General features: G+C 39.9%; 10 protein-coding genes. 3 read left to right on the top strand and 7 right to left on the bottom strand.

The genetic code is table 11. The annotated features are described in order from the left end of the window. The first annotated feature begins 219 nt into the window (after window positions 1-219). Entirely contained in the window at window positions 220-1,290 is a 1,071-nt protein-coding gene (locus PN470_RS15915; RefSeq protein ID WP_271935807.1) for a glycosyltransferase family 4 protein, read from the top strand. Between the two features lie 119 nt (window positions 1,291-1,409). Here PN470_RS15915 and PN470_RS15910 read toward each other — a convergent pair whose 3' ends face one another. Then, window positions 1,410-2,363 carry a DNA-methyltransferase gene (locus PN470_RS15910; RefSeq protein ID WP_103113039.1) on the bottom strand — a complete coding sequence of 318 codons (954 nt, stop codon included), beginning with the start codon at window positions 2,361-2,363 and terminating at the stop codon, window positions 1,410-1,412. A 237-nt stretch (window positions 2,364-2,600) separates the two neighbouring features. Then, window positions 2,601-3,383, bottom strand: a complete 783-nt coding sequence (locus PN470_RS15905) for an MBL fold metallo-hydrolase (protein ID WP_103113038.1) — start codon at window positions 3,381-3,383, stop codon at window positions 2,601-2,603. Window positions 3,384-3,909: 526 nt separating this feature from the next. Between PN470_RS15905 and gnd the strand changes: the two genes are divergently transcribed. After that, window positions 3,910-5,337, top strand: a complete 1,428-nt coding sequence (gene gnd, locus PN470_RS15900) for a decarboxylating NADP(+)-dependent phosphogluconate dehydrogenase (RefSeq protein ID WP_103113037.1) — start codon at window positions 3,910-3,912, stop codon at window positions 5,335-5,337. Window positions 5,338-5,474: 137 nt separating this feature from the next. Here the strand turns inward: gnd and PN470_RS15895 are convergent, their stop codons facing one another. The 5 genes from PN470_RS15895 to PN470_RS15875 all read right to left on the bottom strand — a co-directional run bounded on the left by PN470_RS15895 (window position 5,475) and on the right by PN470_RS15875 (window position 13,508). Continuing rightward, window positions 5,475-7,136 carry a GUN4 domain-containing protein gene (locus PN470_RS15895; RefSeq protein WP_002750763.1) on the bottom strand — a complete coding sequence of 554 codons (1,662 nt, stop codon included), beginning with the start codon at window positions 7,134-7,136 and terminating at the stop codon, window positions 5,475-5,477. 111 nt (window positions 7,137-7,247) lie between these two features. After that, on the bottom strand, window positions 7,248-7,715 hold the full coding sequence (locus PN470_RS15890) for a hypothetical protein (protein WP_103113036.1): 468 nt from the start codon (window positions 7,713-7,715) through the stop codon (window positions 7,248-7,250). Between the two features lie 51 nt (window positions 7,716-7,766). Further along, window positions 7,767-9,779 (bottom strand): phospholipase effector Tle1 domain-containing protein, encoded by a 2,013-nt coding sequence (locus tag PN470_RS15885; RefSeq protein ID WP_271935808.1) that lies wholly within the window; start codon window positions 9,777-9,779, stop codon window positions 7,767-7,769. A 428-nt stretch (window positions 9,780-10,207) separates the two neighbouring features. Further along, window positions 10,208-11,377: a DUF6014 family protein gene (locus tag PN470_RS15880; protein WP_271935809.1), complete on the bottom strand. Its 1,170-nt coding sequence runs from the start codon at window positions 11,375-11,377 to the stop codon at window positions 10,208-10,210. 61 nt (window positions 11,378-11,438) lie between these two features. Next, window positions 11,439-13,508 (bottom strand): ABC transporter ATP-binding protein/permease, encoded by a 2,070-nt coding sequence (locus PN470_RS15875; RefSeq protein ID WP_103113033.1) that lies wholly within the window; start codon window positions 13,506-13,508, stop codon window positions 11,439-11,441. Between the two features lie 876 nt (window positions 13,509-14,384). On the opposite strand from PN470_RS15875, the gene PN470_RS15870 reads away from it, so the two are divergent. After that, the coding region (locus PN470_RS15870; protein ID WP_271935811.1) for a non-ribosomal peptide synthetase at window positions 14,385-17,276 on the top strand (2,892 nt) is incomplete at its 3' end.

The following is a 17,276-nucleotide window of genomic DNA, read 5'->3' as shown; positions in this document are numbered from 1 at the left end:
CCTTAATCCCCCCTTGATAAGGGGGGTGCTGATCACCCCTTAATCCCCCCTTGATAAGGGGGGTGCTGATCACCCCTTAATCCCCCCTTGATAAGGGGGGTGCTGATCACCCCTTAATCTTCCCTTGATAAGGGGGGTGCTGATCCCCCCTTAATCTTCCCTTGATAAGGGTGGTGTCTGACAACTTTTAACACCTACCTACTTAAGTAGCTAATATCTATGAATAGGAATAATCAATTATTAATCAATCTCGCTTTTCTCGGTACTAAATATACTGGATTGACTACCTATACTAAAAATCTCATTCCTCAATTAGCTAACTTAAATCCTACCCTAATCACTTCTAATAGTTACCCAGATTTTAACACCTATCCTGTGTCGGCAAACCTCACCCAAGAGCAGGGAACTAAAGACAATATTAGGCGCTTAATTTGGACAGAAACCCAACTCTATCAAACCTATCAACAATTAAAGTCTTCCCTGCTATTTACCCCTATTCCAGAAGCACCTATTTATGGAAATTGCCGCTATATTGTCACAGTTCATGATTTAATTCCCCTGCGGTTCCCGAAATTTTCTCCTTTAACTTTTTATAATAAATACTATTTACCTCAAGTCCTGAAAAAAGCCACACATATTATCGCTGTTTCCCAAGCAACTGCCTCGGATATTAATAAGTTTTTTAACATACCTATTGACAAAATAACCGTGATTCTTTCTGGATATGATTCTGATAATTTTCGTCCTCTAAATCTGGCGACTCGTCCCTATTTTCTCTATCTTGGTCGTTATGATCCTCATAAAAATCTCGCTCGTTTAATTACTGCTTTTTCCCAAATCGATCCCGAATATCAATTATTAATTGTCGGTCAATTTGACCCCCGTTTTACCCCTGCTCTACAGCAACAGGTAGAAGCATTATCAATCTCTCAACGGGTGCAATTTTTAAACTATGTTTCTTATGAAGAATTGCCGCAACTTTTAAACCAAGCAACTGCTTTAGTTTATCCTTCCCTTTGGGAAGGTTTCGGATTACCTGTACTAGAAGCGATCGCCTGTGGAACTCCTGTGATTACTTCTAATCTTTCCTCTCTCCCGGAAGTCACAGGAGATGCGGCAATTTTAATTAATCCCTATAGTATTGATGAGATGAGAGAGGCAATGCAGCAAATCGCTACTGATGAACAATTACGTCTTAAATTAAAATCCCTGAGTCGCCAACGCGCCGAGCTTTTTAGTTGGGAAAAAACTGGTCAAGAAACCGCCACAATTCTGCAAAGTTTTCTCTAAAAATGGTGACAAAAAAACTTATCAATCATTGTAGGATGGGTTAGACGGCACTAAGCATTAAAACCCAAGTATATGAGAGCAAAAACCTGTACTTTCTTGGGGAGATTCAGTTTTACTTCCTATATATTATTGTGCCATTCTTCGGGAATTTGAGCGACTTTTTCTTGGCCAGTAGGCTGATGAATAGGTTTTCCTAAAGGACGAATTTTGAGATTTCCTTGCAAATAAGCAGCGATTCTTTCTTGGGCAATTTTCACATATTCTGCTTCTTTTTCACTCCCCATCACTCGACGATTGTGCATAATACTAGCAATCAGAGAAGTTCCAACCCCGGCAAAGGGATCAAAAACCCAATCCCCCTCATTTGTCAAGGCTAAAACACATCTTTCTACTAATTCGATTGGATATTGACAAGGATGGATAGTTTTCTCTGGATGATTAGATTTAACGTTAGGAATATCCCACAGTAACTCATCCCATTCTTGTGCTAAAAACTCCCAAACATCGCTGGGATTTTTCCCTAAAGGATTACCAGAGGGTTTACCGATATTTTTACCTTTAAAATGGCGCTTACCAGGGTATTTAGCGGGGATTCTCACCGGATCAAGATTAAAGATATATTTATCGGTTTTTGTCAACCATAAAATAGTTTCATACCTGCCAGAAAATCTTTTAGAGGTATGTAATCCATGGCCAAAATGCCAGACAATTCTATTTCTTAAAAAGAAACCCATTTGTTTAAATAGCTGATAATAAAAAATATCTAAAGGATAAACTTCTCCCTCTTGAACGAAATTTCCCACCTGCCAGCAAATACTGCCATTATCTTGCAAGATTCTAGGGAATTCTCGCATAATTTTGGTTTGGGTTTCCAGATAAGTATCCAAAGAGATTTTTTTTTCGTAGTCTTTTCCTAAATTGTAGGGAGGAGAAGTAATAATCAAGCTCACAGAATTATCTGGTATAGTCTTGATAAAATTATTGCTATCTCCTTGATAAAGAATTATTTCGGCATCAGGTTGATAAAAGTCTCGCACTGATTTTGACTGAGAAAATAAGGGCAACTGATTCATAGACAATTTAGTAAAGAAGAGCCACTTTTAATTAGGGTTTGCGGCAAAAAGTTTTTCCTGGGGGCAGGGTGTGGGGTGTGGGGTTTTACCCATTTTACATCCAATATGCAAGAGAGCCAGTTTTTTAAAACAATTAATGTTATCTGTAGCCAGCAAAGATATAACAAAAATTCTACTTTTTTAGATAAAAATCGGGAAGAAAGTTTTGACTTTTTTCTATTCTTCCCTTAACTTAGATTAGCTCAAACCAGGAACGCACTCGCCCAATTCCACTGTAAAAGGTTGCCAAGGACGAGGATCAATTATCTTTGTCGGCAAGTCATGGGATGTTAATAATTCTTGAAAAGATTCGGGACTACCCCCAGCACTTAACACCGCCATTAATAATCCTTTAAACTCGATATCACCACCAGCAGCCGTAGAAATAATATATTGAGGCTGCAAGCGTTGACAGACTGCTAAGGCGCTTTCTTGTCCTTTGATTACCGGTCCGAGGAAAGGTATTTTTAAGTCAATCAAAGGAGTGATAATAACATCAATTTTACCGAGAGAATCGAGGCTAGGAGAATGATAACCGTGGGGTTCGTAGTAGATACTCTGATTTGTCGCTAATTCCTTGATAACATAACCATTTTCCACCAGAGTCGGCCCGACTGGAGAACCGGGGACAGCAGTAATTTCGATCGCATTGTCAAAGATATAACTAGAGCCGTGGGTTAAAGAAATGCGATGGGTATAATTAAGCGCTCGAACCACTTTTTCGGCATTTGGAGAAGCTACCACGGGAATTTGGCGATCGAGTACCTGTAAAGTGGGAGGATGAGCGTGATCTTCCAAACCTTGGGAGAGAAGAATCAGATCGATATTTTCGGGAATGGCATGATTAGCGGTTTTTTTGCCCTCAAATAGCCAAGTTAAATTACCAAAAGTCAGGGAACCTACCAACCAAGGGTCGAGAAGCAGGCGTTTTCCCCCGATTTCGATTAACCAAGAATTACTATCAAGCCAAGTTAACTGCATATAAGCTGAGGAATAATGGGGATTTTCTTAATTTAATTTAACATTAGCATTAACTTTTCTGCGCTTGGGGGTTTTTCAGTCATCAGTGAAAACACAGCACTGTTAATGCCATTTATAGCAGTTATCTTAATGGTGAGGTAGGAAGTCTCTGGTTTTAGGGAACGGGCAACAGTAGCCAGTCGTCGGGGGGTGATACCAAATTAAGTAGCTGGTTATAATTAAATTAAAAATGGATTTTAGGTTCGATCCCCCCTGCCCCCCTTGATAAGGGGGGTGCCGATAGGCGGGGGGATCTGAAAGTTTTTAATACCTATCTACTTGGATTACACTTCATCTTGAGGAGAAACGCTGTCACACTCCTCACTCAATGCCGGTCACTGAAAACCCAAATCTGATCACTGATTACTGATTACTGATCACTGATCACTGATTAGTCAAGGCTTAAGAAATAGGGAAAGTTTAGCTATCTTAGGGAAAGTAGGCGCTAAAAGGGGAGGAAGAACGCATCAGCCGAGACTGAATTTCTATGACTAAACGTACCTTCGGTGTTATCGGACTAGCTGTCATGGGAGAAAATCTCGCTCTCAATGTGGAGAGTCGGGGTTTTCCCATCGCTGTTTACAATCGCACCGCCAGCAAAACTCAAGAATTTATGGAAACTCGCGCCGTCGGCAAAGATGTCAAGGCGGCCTATAGTTTAGAAGAATTCGTCCAAATTTTAGAGCGTCCCCGCAAAATTCTGGTCATGGTAAAAGCTGGCCCGCCGGTGGATGCCGTGATCGAACAATTAAAACCCCTTCTCGAAGAAGGGGATATGATTATCGATGGCGGTAACTCCCTCTACGAGGACACGGAAAGACGCACCCGCGACCTAGAATCAACCACTAAACTCGGTTTTGTCGGTATGGGAGTCAGTGGTGGCGAAGAAGGCGCTCTGCACGGTCCTTCCCTGATGCCGGGGGGTACAGAGTTCGCCTATCGGGAATTAGAGCCGATTTTAACCAAAATTGCCGCCCAAGTCGATGATGGTCCCTGTGTCACCTATGTGGGATCTGGTGGTGCGGGCCATTATGTGAAAATGGTTCACAATGGCATCGAGTACGGCGATATGCAGTTAATTGCCGAAGCCTACGATGTGCTGAAAAATGGTCTAGGACTAAGCAATCAGCAGTTACAGGAAACTTTCGCCGAGTGGAACCGCACCGATGAGCTTAATTCTTATTTAATTGAAATTACCGCCGATATCTTTAAGTGTGTTGACCCAGAAACCGGTCATCATCTAGTAGATTTAATCTTGGATTCGGCGGGACAAAAGGGAACAGGACGCTGGACCGTGTTAAGTTCCTTGGAGTTGGGGGTGCCAATTCCGACCATTTATGCTGCGGTTAATGCTCGCGTGATGTCCGCTTATAAGGATGAACGGGTGGCAGCCTCAAAAGAGTTACCCGGACCTGGGGAAACCTATCCGGGGGACGCGGCACTATTTGTGGATAAGGTGCGTGATGCTCTTTACTGCTCGAAAATGTGTTCCTATGCCCAAGGTATGGCTTTAATCGCTAAAGCTTCTCAGGAGTTTAACTATAATATCAGTCTGCCGGAATCGGCCCGCATCTGGAAGGGCGGCTGTATTATTCGGGCCGGTTTCTTGGATAAAATTCGCAAAGCTTTTGCGGAAAATCCGGGCCTGCCGAATTTGTTGTTAGCACCGGAATTTAAGCAAAGTATCCTCGACCGCCAAGAGGCCTGGCGTGAGGTGTTAGTCTTAGCTAATAAGTTGGGAATTCCTGTCCCGGCTTTTAGTTCTTCTTTGGACTATTTTGATAGTTATCGTCGGGCCAATTTACCGCAAAATCTCACCCAAGCACAACGGGATTATTTTGGCGCTCATACCTATGAACGTACCGATAAACCCAGAGGTGAGTTTTTCCATACGGAATGGATGACTGAATCCTAAAGCTATCTAATATTTTCTCCCCTTTTTATTTCCAGTAAAAAGGGGAGATTTTTTTGCGATATTTTTCTGATTAAGAGTTAACTATCGGTCAAGAAATTGGTAGGGATACCAAATCAGTTTTTAATGGGATAATGGCTTTAAAAGTCAGACAGAGGAATAATTCCACAGGCTTGAATTTTGCTGAAAACGAGGTGAAGTTGCCACAATAACCAATTGCCAACTCTCCAGAAAGCCACGGAGTTTTGATGATCAGAAACCTCGGCAGATGGATCACCAAGATTTTCCTCAAAAATCAACCAATGAACCGGTAAATGACCGAGGGGAGAATTCGGCTCTAATTGAAAGTTTAGTTGCTCATAATTGAGCCATTTACCTTCCTTCCGCCAACCTAGGCGATCGCCAAGTTTCTTTTGGGTTTCATAATCCACTAAACCACCGAGACTAGAGAAAATGGCCTGCTGAATACTAAACCCGAAATGACCATTACTATAATGCAGCCAAAGTTGATCAATTTTTTTCAGTTCCGAACAAGGTAATTGAGCAATATCTTGAGGATAAACCTCATTCCAGTAGGTTCTACCCAAAATTTTTAATAGTAGTTTGGTTGTTTGGCGATCAGCCGCTTGCCACTGTTGCTTTCTTAGCAAATCTTGTAATTGATTATAATCAAGATCGGCCGATTCTTGAGTTAAGATATTTGGGGAAGTCGGGGGATTTTTAGAACTAGAAGATTTGTCAAGATTGTTTTGAGTGAATTGAGAGACAACTATTGCTAGGGGAGTTTTTGGGATAGCGTCTTTTTGACAAGCCTCTTGTTCTGCTAAATGATCAGATAATTTATTGATGGTTTTTTCTAGGGAAATGAATTGTGCTGACCATTCACTTTCATTGAATAAGTAATCATTAAATTGATCAGAGGAAAAAGCCTCTTTTAACCTTGCTTCTTTCTCGTAACCAGTCGCTAGAAAATTTAGCAAAAACTCAGAACTTATGCTGGAATCTGACGTTTCTAAGAGATCAGGCTGAGGTTGAAAAATATTGTCTACCAAATACTTAATTTCTCCAACCGTTGCATAAAATTCTTCGTCCACCTTAATGACTTCTTCTATTAATAATTGAAAAGGAGCAAAATAGTCCTGTAGGTAGTTTTCAAAATTAATCGCATTTTGGGCAAGATCAGCAATTTCTTGGCGAACTCGTTGAGATTTGAGTTGATAATGATTTAATTCCTCATAAATTTTGAGTTCTTGAATAATTGCTTGCACAATTTTTTTCTGCTTTTGAGTATCCTCGGCTAATTTCTGAACTCCTTCCCCTAGTAATTTAGTTTTTCTCAACATCAAAAAAGATGTTTTTCCCAGTAGCAAAATTGCCCGAAAATTTTCCTGTTTTTCTAGCTTGAGTTGATTGAGAATATTTTGATTATTATTATTTTTAATCTCTAACTTTATTCTCTCGTAGTCTAAGATTTTTAATTCTTGATATTTTTGGGAAAATAAAATTTTGAGATTGTCACTGAGTTGGAGTAAAAAACGATAATATCCGTCTTGATAGATTTCTAGCCCGTTAATTAATAAATTATAGTCTTTAATTAATAACTGAGTCTCAATCAAGATTTCTTGTTGAGTAATTTTTTCTTTTCGTTTAATAATCTTACCAAAATAGTAATGGTAGCGAACTCCTTCTTGAATTAATTTCCGACGTTCCTTGATGATTTTCTGAAAATTCTTTAAGTATCTATTTTTAAAAACAGGAAGTTGATAGCTTTGCTCATAAATGGCAATTTTTTTATAGGTCATCAGATGTGGAGAGTTCCTATTTAGCATAGCTATCTTAGACCAAAAAATTCCTCAGTACTTAGCAATAATCACCCGCTGCTCCCAGCTATTACAAGAGGGAGCAATACCTAATTAAACATTTTCAACTTCAACAACAACTGGTTCATTTTCAACAACTGGTTCATTTTTAACAACTGGTTCATTTTCAACAACTGGTTCCTTTTCAATAACAACTGTTTGAGGACTTTCAGGAGTTGGCTCAGTTACCGTTTCTTGCTGCTTTACTGTCTGTTCTTGATGGTCAGTCAAGTGTTTTTTGGTTTTTAATTTCAGGTCATCAGTCAGAGGTAAAGCATCAATTTCAGCCAAAAGTGTTTCCAGGGATTCTTTTTTACTTCGCTCAGTGTAAAAAGCATTCAGAACCGCTTCAATTCCGTACTGAGCGATCGCATCTCCTAGGACAGTAACCAACCCCATCGCTCCAATACCCATAAAAACTACAAAGGGTTGTCCGAGGGTTAGAATTAGCACGATGACAGCAATAACAGCCGAAGCTAAATAAGCACCTGCCACTTTTTTGATAATGTTATCGAGTTCCATAAAAATCACCTCAAATTTCTAGCGAAGGATTAGTTTAATTCTAAAGCAAGGTTAATCTATCTGTTGATCGCCGTCAAGTAAAGCTTGAAGAAAAGGTTCAAGACTTTTGGGACGATAATCGGAAAAAGCCTTTAATCGTTTTACCACACTGTGATGAACAGTGACAACTTTTGTATTGAAATATCGCCATTGCTCACCTCCCAAGGCCGACAATCCCTTAAGGGTATTATCGAACTTGATGGTGGGGTCTAGTTTAATTGGGAATTCCTCAAATTCAGAGGTGGTTGAGTCAAACTCTAATCCCAATTTTTTGGCTTGATTAATCATCCATTGTAAGGGGTAGTCGGAAAGTCCTTGATATTCTTTTTTACCACCACCTAGACAGGTATGTTCACCGACAAATAAAACTTCTTTGACAACTTGTTCAGGATTTTCGGGGTTGGCTTTGATCGGAGTGGAAGGGAAGTTTTTCCGTTTTTCATCAATGGCAACAGCATGAAAAGCATTTTGGATAATCGGACTTAATTTTGTGTTACTAAATTCATATTTTTTATGATAAAACTTAGCTAGGGGAAACCAAGGAGTTAAATCAGGAATACCAAAATGACCAACTGTATCCCAACAACCTAACATCTTGATTGGAATACGATCTTGAAAATCTTCCTTTTCTGTCTCAATTTTTTTAGCATTAGCGGCACGAAATTGTTGAGCTTTGGCACTATCGAAACTAACGTTGTGGTCTCGATAAAGTTGATAAGCTAGGGGAATTTCTTTAATCTTAGATCGTTTTAGGATTCCACATTTATCGATAAAACTAGCCAAACAACGAACGATATATGCTCCTCGACTAAAACCTAACAAATAAATTTCATCCTCGGTTGTGGGATTGTAGTTAAGGACAAGAAAACGATAGGCATCTTGAATCATCCGATCAAGGCCCCAGCCAAAAGTTTCATTCCCTAAACTTTTAATAAATTCGTTATCTTCGGCGCTGCCAGAACCTGACAAAAAGACGATTTGAGGGGTTTGATCCTCGGCAATATACTTAATAGATTCGGCGAATTTAACCACGTTGGTGGGGTAAGCACTGCCAGAGTTTTCCCAAGAACCATCACAACAAATAATTAACCGTTTTTTCTGGTTTGAATAAGTCAGTATATCCGGTTGAGAAATTGCCGTTTTAGTAATCTCCTCAATTTCATTACTGGCAAGAGCAGCTTCTGCGGCAATTATAATTGATTCTGAATTATCTTCCCGGGAAGGTTCTTGATTTTCTGCTGGAGCATCCTGTTCAACCACTTCTTCTTCTTCAAGGGAGTTAAAAATTTCGTTGACCATTGTTATCCTTTTCGCACTCCTTCTAGCTTTACTGCTAGTCTGAGTTTTTGATTTAGGGATCGAGGTCGGTTTGGAGGGAAGACTATCTAGTTGCCAGGTTGTCCCATAAAGAATACCATGATTGCTATAACTTGTTTGATCCTCGGCACTGCCATTGAGTGATAAATAAGTAACTAAGCCAAGGTCATCAACTAAGGGAGATTGATACATCGCTTTTTGGATTTCTTCTTGGCTACGCGCTTGATTCCAAACAGAAAGTTCTGCAAGACAACCTTGCCAATAATGAGAGAGATTAACAGAGGCTCCCAAGATGATTTTTTCAATCCCCGTTAAGGCACGGTTATGACCGTTGCCACGATGCCAAATGATACCATTGCGATAGATCAACATTCGGCCTGTGGTCGCATTTTTGACAAAGGCCCAATGAGTCCAATCACTATAATCCTTAAGCTTGACTTTTTTTTCAATTCGATCGAAACCTTCTTCATTTCCCGCATCCCAAAAAATCGCAGGTTTCACGGGATCGCCCCAAGGCAGGGTAATATGTAGAACGCGGTTATTTTCCCGATTAACAGCTTCTAAAAGAGTCGTTTCTGTAGCTAAATTATTTTCCCCTTTTGCCCAAAATGTAATGGTAATACTCTGATCGATGTCAAGAAATCCGTGGGATAGATCAATATGATCATCGATGCCATTAAATTTTAGTACAGAGCGTTGTTCAGCCATTGGTTTTGTCACCGACCGGGGGAGAAAGAGGTAATCAGGGGTTCAGGGATTCTGACTAATAAGAGACTGATCTATTTGTCGTGATTCCCCAGAATGCTACCCCCTAGTTTAACACATTTTAGTTATCTAGCGATATATATATAAATAAATGTGTAAGTAGATGGGCGTAAAAAACTCTAAGATCCCCCCGCCTGTCGGCACCCCCCTTATTAAGGGGGGCAGGGGGGATCGAGTGCAAAACCTATCTTCTATTTAATTGCAAACAGCTACTTAGGAGTCAACGACTAATATTCCTAGGCTGGCACTTGCTGTGGCTAGAAACTCAGAGGAGTTGACCCCAATCCCTATCGCCATCAATAGGCTTTGGTGGAATGCTCATGGCTGACTGACATCCCTCCCCGGGCCGGTTATCAGCAAACCCTAGGTACTTATTGTAACTCTGACCAAATTCCGCGGCAGCGCTCTACAATTAGTCCCTGAAAAATTAATTGGGTTGCGGGATGAATCTCTACTTTATACAGAGCAAAAAGACCTGTTGGACTATTTAGATTCAACTCCCTTCGCGTTAGAGATAAGGCTTTTGTTCGGTGCATTTCCACCGCTTTTAGTAAGCCTGGATAACTGATATTCCGCAGGGCCAATTGACCATTTTTTGTGAGATAAATAGCATCATTTTGCAAGAGATATTCCAAACTGATCAAACTAGCGTGGACATCCACATCTTTTTCTAAACCCCCTAAACGGTGAGCATCTAAACCAAAGCGAATGCAGAAATTAACAGCGACTAATTTTCCCGCTTCTTCGGCAGGTAAAGCACAATCGGCAAATTCAAAGCCTAAACTATCTGAGCGCCACTCCTCGACTCCGGCATAGGTATAGTTTTGAAACAGTTTATTTTTGAGTTTTAAGTCAAATCCTAACCCACTAGCATGACCCGCTTCATGGAATTGGGTATCGAGATGGCGATAGCGTTCACCATTAATTTGATCCTCCAGGGGTCCTAATAGCAAATCGGCCGTTTCTGGCTCAAAAATTTTTCGGATACATTCGTAGCTAGAACCGGAAAAGCGTCGTTTTTGCTCACTGGCATTATTTAAAGCTGGTCCTTGAACACTATTGGGAAAAGTCCACCTATAGGGAACGATAAAAGCCTCCCCCTTTTCACCTTTAACCGTGCCACAACTAGCAATTTCAGTAAAGGATAAATTTCTGGGAATCGGTTGTCTTAGACTGCCAAATTTTTCACGAGTCAAGCTTTCTAGTTGTTCGATAGAAGGTTGACTATTTTGGTGAATTTTTCCGTAAATCGCACTCAAAGTGAGTTGTCGTTCTCCCTGACGATTGATGCGATAGGGAGCAATCATGAGAAAATAACCATTTTTGCCGATAAAATTCAGATTAATGAAATCTTCTGATAAAATGCTCCAGTCGTTGGTTTCCAAAGCTGCTGCTGTTTTCCAGAGCCACTGAGCCGGAATTTCACAGCTATCTGCTTCCTGTTGACGCAGTTTTTTCGCCGCGATTGCAATTTTATTTTGCTCGATATCTTGGACGATTTCTTGGAAGAACTGTTGTTGATTAACCAGAGTTTGATTCATTTTTTTGGTAGCTAAGTTGGTGTAATGGTATAACGTTGTTTTTTGACCCGTCTCTCATCGGCTAAACTCTTAGCCATTTTAAGATTTTAGGGTCTTTGTCATAGCGATAGGTCAGTCCATCTTTCCCCGTAATTGATTTTCCCTGACTGGCTTTGCTTCTAATGCTACTGAGGGAATAGTCGCTTAATTCCTTCATTTGTGCATGGGAAAGTCCCTCTTCGACTTCTGTTAAGATTGTTGTCGTTGGCGATTCGGGGGGTGGTTCCTTGGCAGAATTGATTTTAGGATTGACCTCGGTTTCCTGATTCGGTAAATCTTCGAGCCTATCTTGAGAATTATCGACAGAAATATTAATAATTTCTTTCACTTTTTGTCGGCGATATTCCTCCACTGTAAGCAGTTGCCAATGGGAATTACTAGAGAGTTCTAAAACCCATTGATGATAGTTAAAGAGACTTTCCCGATGTCCAACACTAATAAAAGTTGTGTGAGTTTTCTGCAATTGCCGATATAAATTTTCCTCATTGTTTAAGTCCAAAGCACTTGTGGCTTCATCGAGGATAGTAAAACTGGGACGGGTAATTAAGACCCTAGCAAAAGCCAAACGTTGTTGTTCTCCCAAGGACAAAATGTTTTCCCACGGCTCTTCTGTATCAAAGCTATTGACTCGATTTAGTAAATTTTGGAGATTGACTTCTTGTAAAACTTCCCTCAATTTTATCTCATTGGTTTCTTGATTGCGATTGGGATAAAGTAACTGTTCTCGCAAGGTTCCTAATATTATATAGGGACGTTGGGGCAGAAATAATACTTCTTCTAGGGGGGGACGCACTAATCGGCCGGTTCCTGCATTCCATAAACCGGCGATAGCGCGTAGCAAAGAACTTTTACCCCGACCACTCGGCCCGACAATTAATAAACCTTGTCCTGGCTGAACAGAAAGGGAGAGGTTTTCGACAATCACCTGTTCATAATCGGGAGTTTGCAAGGTGACATCTTCAAAGGAAAATTGGTTTTCTTCGATGGTTTTAATCGTGCTTAAATTTTCGGGTTGTTTAATGACTTCTTCTAAGGCTTGGGAAAATTGCGATAGACGTTCAACATAACTGCTAAATTGTGCCGAAGTGCCAAATTCACTAATTAATTCCGCCAGCGCCGTAGCAAACAAATTAGCCGCTAAACAAGCTTGCCCGACCTGTCCGAAACTAATGCCATCACTATTGATATACAAAGGACCCAAAATGACAAAAGTAAATACTTGAATTGCCGCCTGATAGCCCCGACTAAAAATTTCTGTGCCTCTCTCCCAATCAATTTTACGTTTAGCGCTGTCTAAGAGTTTATTAAATCGCCGCTGAATAATATTTAATTCCTGATTTTCTCCCTCAAAGAAAGCGATTGACTCCGCATGATTACGAATATGAGTTAGAGCATAATTGTAGTTAGCCTTAAGTTCTAATTCTTCTTGAGTAATTTTATTTAAAGCTTGGTTAAAATAGATAGCAATGACGTTACCGAGAATTGTCCAAACGACTAAGATAATGGCGACAGAGGAAGAAATTGACCAGAGAATCACTAAAAAAGTGATCATATCTAGGACATTTTCTAGGGCAACGGCAAAAAAGGAGAGAGCTTTACTGGTAATCGGCTCAATTTCCTGGGATAAACGCTGATCTGGGTTGTCGATATCGGATTTAAAATTAATTCTGTAATAGGCGCGATTATGCAAATATTTGTTGAGAATCCAGTCATTGAGCCAAGCATACCAATCCAGGGCGATTCTTTTTCTGAGAAATTTAAGCAAGCCAACTAAAAGGGTGACAAAGAGCAGTCCAACCGCAAAAACTACCAAAGTTTTGACAAATTTATCAAAATCACTTTTTTCAAGAATGACATCAACTAAGTAATTACTAACAAAGCTATTGAAGGCATTTAAGCCTACAACCGCTAGGATTGCCCCGATTAGTAGGATGAGCATTGCCCAAGCTTTCATCACATCGGAAAAAGTCCTTCCCCCCGACTCGGTAGGATACCAATAGGGAGCAGCGATCAGCTTGACACTGTGCCAAAATTTGCTGACATCGGAGATAATATTAGTCGTCGATCGATCTTGAGGGACTTTGGCGGACATATAGCATTTATATTTGAGTTGTGGACATTTTGCTGGAATAATTTTAGATTTTGGCTGGATTGACGGAGTTAATCCTGAGTTTGTCTGTTGGGTTCTAGTTTCAGGAGAAACCCTCCCCTGTGTAGAAGGCAATTGGCGAAAATATAAAGCTCCCCGACAATTTTAAGGTTATTGTGTTTGAGTTGTGCTAACATACTCCCGTCGCTTTATCTGTCAGCATAGAGTGATCGCTTTCTCAGCCCCCCTGCTACTGCTTTTTTAACCCTCGTTATCTTACTACAAGTAACGATTGTTTTGATAGCTAAAGCTAGTGAGCGCTTCTCAGAATACCACATATTAGCTAATTTCGTTGACCATGACAAATTTTTTTGTCTGTGATAAGATTTCGAGATACAGGTTTCACAGCAATGAGGTGCGCCGATTTTCTTCCTCGTTTCCTCAAAGCGATAACAGATTTTGCGGCATCATGGTGGTAAAGTTATGGCAGCAGCCTCAGAAAATTATGAAGAAGGAGAATTATGAAAATAGCCTAACTAAAATTTAAGCTTTTCAGAGCCATTTTGGAAAAAATGTAAAAAATTGTATCCATCACTAAAATTTATCATCCAGAATGTGCTATGAATAGCCAAACAGTCTTTTTATGGAGTATGTAAGCGGTTGCTCCCATAGCAAATCATTTTAACAATAACCACCGACTCCCTACCATTGATAATTTTTGTTTGGTCTATAGTGTTTAGTCTTTGAGGGTACTTAAATTTATGAAAAACGTTGATTATATCTCTAAACAGTAGCTCAAGTTAGAACTACTGAACTCAGCCAAACATCACCCCCATTCCAAAAATACCAGAACATCAATTAAGGAAAAGGATACTATTAATGAAAGTCGCAGAATTTTTATCTTACTTAAATAGTTTAGAAATCAAGCTTTGGCTTGAGGAAGATAAGTTAAAATATCAAGCTCCCCAAGGGGCGATGACACCAGAAATTAAGCAAGAAATCGGCACAAGAAAACCAGAAATTCTCACTTTTTTAAGAAGCGCAGCAACACCATCTAAACCCCTTGAATCGGTCATTAATACCGTTGCCCGAACTGAAGATTTACCCCTATCTTTTGCTCAACAGAGAATGTGGTTTCTCTATCAGATGGATCAGCAAAATTCGGCTTATAATGAAGCTCTAACCATCCGTTTAACGGGACGCTTAAACATTGATATTTTAGAGCAAACGATTAATGCTATTATTCAACGGCATGAGAGCTTACGCACAAGCTTTCCAATGGTTGAAGGAAAACCTATTCAAAAAATTGCTCCATCTCTAAAGATTAAATTATTAGTTATTAATTTAAAGGATATTTCCCAAGATCAAATTGATAAACAGATTATTGAAGAACTACAAAAACCCTTTGATTTAACTCAAGCTCCCCTATTACGATGTACTCTGTTTGATCTGGGATATGAAAATTATATTTTAGTTAACGTTTTCCATCATATTATTATCGATGGTTGGTCAAAGGGCATTTTATTTAAAGAATTATCTGAATTTTATCAGGCATTTTTATCCAATTCAACCGTAGATTTACCCGAATTAGCCATACAATATGCAGATTTTGCGGTCTGGCAAAGACAATGGTTACAAGGTGAAATCTTAGAAAATCAGTTAAATTATTGGAAAAAACAATTAACGGGCGCTCCTCCTTTATTAGAACTTCCAACCGATAAACCCCGTCTGGCTACTCCCAATTTTCGAGGTCATAGTATCTCGTTTCAAATTAACTCAGAACTCACCGAAAAACTAAAACTTTTGAGCCAAAAGTCGGGGGGAACCTTATTTATGACCTTACTGGCTGCTTTAAACACTTTACTCTTCCGTTATAGTGGTCAAGATGATATTTTAATCGGGACACCCACCGCCAACAGAAACCGACAAGAAATTGAACCTTTGATTGGTTTTTTTGTCAATACTTTAGTGCTACGGAATTCCCTAGAAGGAAATCCGACTTTTTCGGGATTATTACAGCAAGCTCGCAATGTTGTTTTAGAAGCGTATGCTAATCAAGATGTCCCCTTTGAACAAGTGGTTGATGGGTTAGAAATCGAACGAAGTGTAAGTTACAATCCCTTATTTCAGGTCATGTTTGCGCTGCAAAATGCCCCCCTCAATGCTTTAGAATTACCTGATTTAAAGGCTCAATATCTAGCTGTCGAAAACCAGAGAATTAAGTTTGATCTCAGCTTAGTTTTAGAGGAAATAGAGACGGAAAAAGGCTCTTATTTAGAAGGTTTTTGGGAATATGATAGCGACCTATTTACCGCCGAAAGAATTACCCGCATGGTGGGTCATTTCCAAACTTTATTAAAAGGAATTGTAGCCAATCCTCAGCAAACCATCGGGGAATTACCTTTACTGACTGAATCGGAAAAACAGCAATTATTAGTAGAATGGAATCAAACTCAAACGTCTTATCCTGATCATTACTGTATTCATCAGTTATTTGAAGAACAGGTAAAACGCACACCCGAAGCGGTAGCAGTTGTATATTCAGAGCAACAATTAACCTACAATGAGTTAAATTGTCGAGCTAATCAGTTAGCACATTATTTGCAGTCTTTAGGAGTAAAACCTGAGCAATTAGTGGGGATTTGTCTTGAACGTTCTTTAGACATGATTGTGGGGTTATTAGCGATATTAAAAGCGGGTGGTGCTTATGTTCCTCTTGACCCAGAATATCCAACTGAGCGTTTACTGTATATCCTCCAAGATGCTCAAATTAGAGTTCTGTTAACCCAAAAACATTTAATCGCAGGACTTCCAAAACACCAATCAGAAATCGTTTGTTTAGATACTGACTGGTCGTTTATCACTCAAGCACAGGAATCAAATCCCTGCTGTGAAGTTCAACCGGAAAACTTAGCTTATGCAATCTACACTTCAGGTTCAACAGGAAAGCCAAAGGGAGTGATGATTCAGCACTCCTCCGTTGTCAATCTTGCTCACGGACTGCATGAAGCTATCTATGCTCACCATCAGATTTCCCCATTGCGAGTCAGCATCAATGCCTCTTTAGCTTTTGACGCTTCTGTGCAACAAATTATTCAACTGATATATGGTCATAGCCTGAACATTGTGCCAGAAAAGGTGCGATTTGATAGCCATGCCATGTTATCCCACCTGCGGCAGCAAAAAATAGATGTATTGGATTGCACACCATCGCAACTGAGGCTACTAATTTCAGTAGGATTGCTAGAAAGTGACAATCATCCTCAATCTGTCTTGGTGGGAGGAGAAGCCATTGATGAATCTATGTGGGCTACTTTGGCCAAGGCTGAAAACATTAATTTCTATAACGTTTATGGCCCGACAGAATGCACTGTGGATAGCACGATATGTTTGATCACAGCTAACCTCAAACCAGTGATTGGTCGTCCCATTGCTAAGGTAGAAACCTATATTTTAGACGAATATTTGCAACCTGTTCCTGTTGGTGTGCCTGGGGAATTACACATAGGCGGTGCGGGATTAGCGAGAGGCTACCTCAATCATCCAGAGTTAACCAATGAAAAATTTATCCCTCATCCCTTCCATCAGGAAACAGAAAGCAGATTATATAAAACGGGAGACTTAGGGCGTTATTTACCCGACGGCAATATTGAGTATTTAGGACGGATTGACAATCAAGTAAAAATTCGGGGTTTTCGCATTGAATTGGGAGAAATTGAAACCGTTCTTAGTCAGCACAATGCAGTAAAAACGGCTGTTGTAATTGCTCGG

The organism is Microcystis sp. CS-574 (assembly GCF_028329095.1).
Taxonomy (GTDB): Bacteria; Cyanobacteriota; Cyanobacteriia; order Cyanobacteriales; family Microcystaceae; genus Microcystis; species Microcystis ichthyoblabe_A.
The sequence above is the reverse complement of the archived record's forward strand: the minus strand, read 5'-3'. Positions and strand labels throughout refer to the sequence as shown.

Excerpts from the sequence above, each read along its gene's own strand:
- PN470_RS15915 (WP_271935807.1), top strand. The coding sequence starts at position 220 with ATGAATAGGAATAATCAATTATTAATCAATCTCGCTTTTCTCGGTACT.
- PN470_RS15910 (WP_103113039.1), bottom strand. The coding sequence starts at position 2,363 with ATGAATCAGTTGCCCTTATTTTCTCAGTCAAAATCAGTGCGAGACTTT.
- PN470_RS15905 (WP_103113038.1), bottom strand. The coding sequence starts at position 3,383 with ATGCAGTTAACTTGGCTTGATAGTAATTCTTGGTTAATCGAAATCGGG.
- gnd (WP_103113037.1), top strand. The coding sequence starts at position 3,910 with ATGACTAAACGTACCTTCGGTGTTATCGGACTAGCTGTCATGGGAGAA.
- PN470_RS15895 (WP_002750763.1), bottom strand. The coding sequence starts at position 7,136 with ATGACCTATAAAAAAATTGCCATTTATGAGCAAAGCTATCAACTTCCT.
- PN470_RS15890 (WP_103113036.1), bottom strand. The coding sequence starts at position 7,715 with ATGGAACTCGATAACATTATCAAAAAAGTGGCAGGTGCTTATTTAGCT.
- PN470_RS15885 (WP_271935808.1), bottom strand. The coding sequence starts at position 9,779 with ATGGCTGAACAACGCTCTGTACTAAAATTTAATGGCATCGATGATCAT.
- PN470_RS15880 (WP_271935809.1), bottom strand. The coding sequence starts at position 11,377 with ATGAATCAAACTCTGGTTAATCAACAACAGTTCTTCCAAGAAATCGTC.
- PN470_RS15875 (WP_103113033.1), bottom strand. The coding sequence starts at position 13,508 with ATGTCCGCCAAAGTCCCTCAAGATCGATCGACGACTAATATTATCTCC.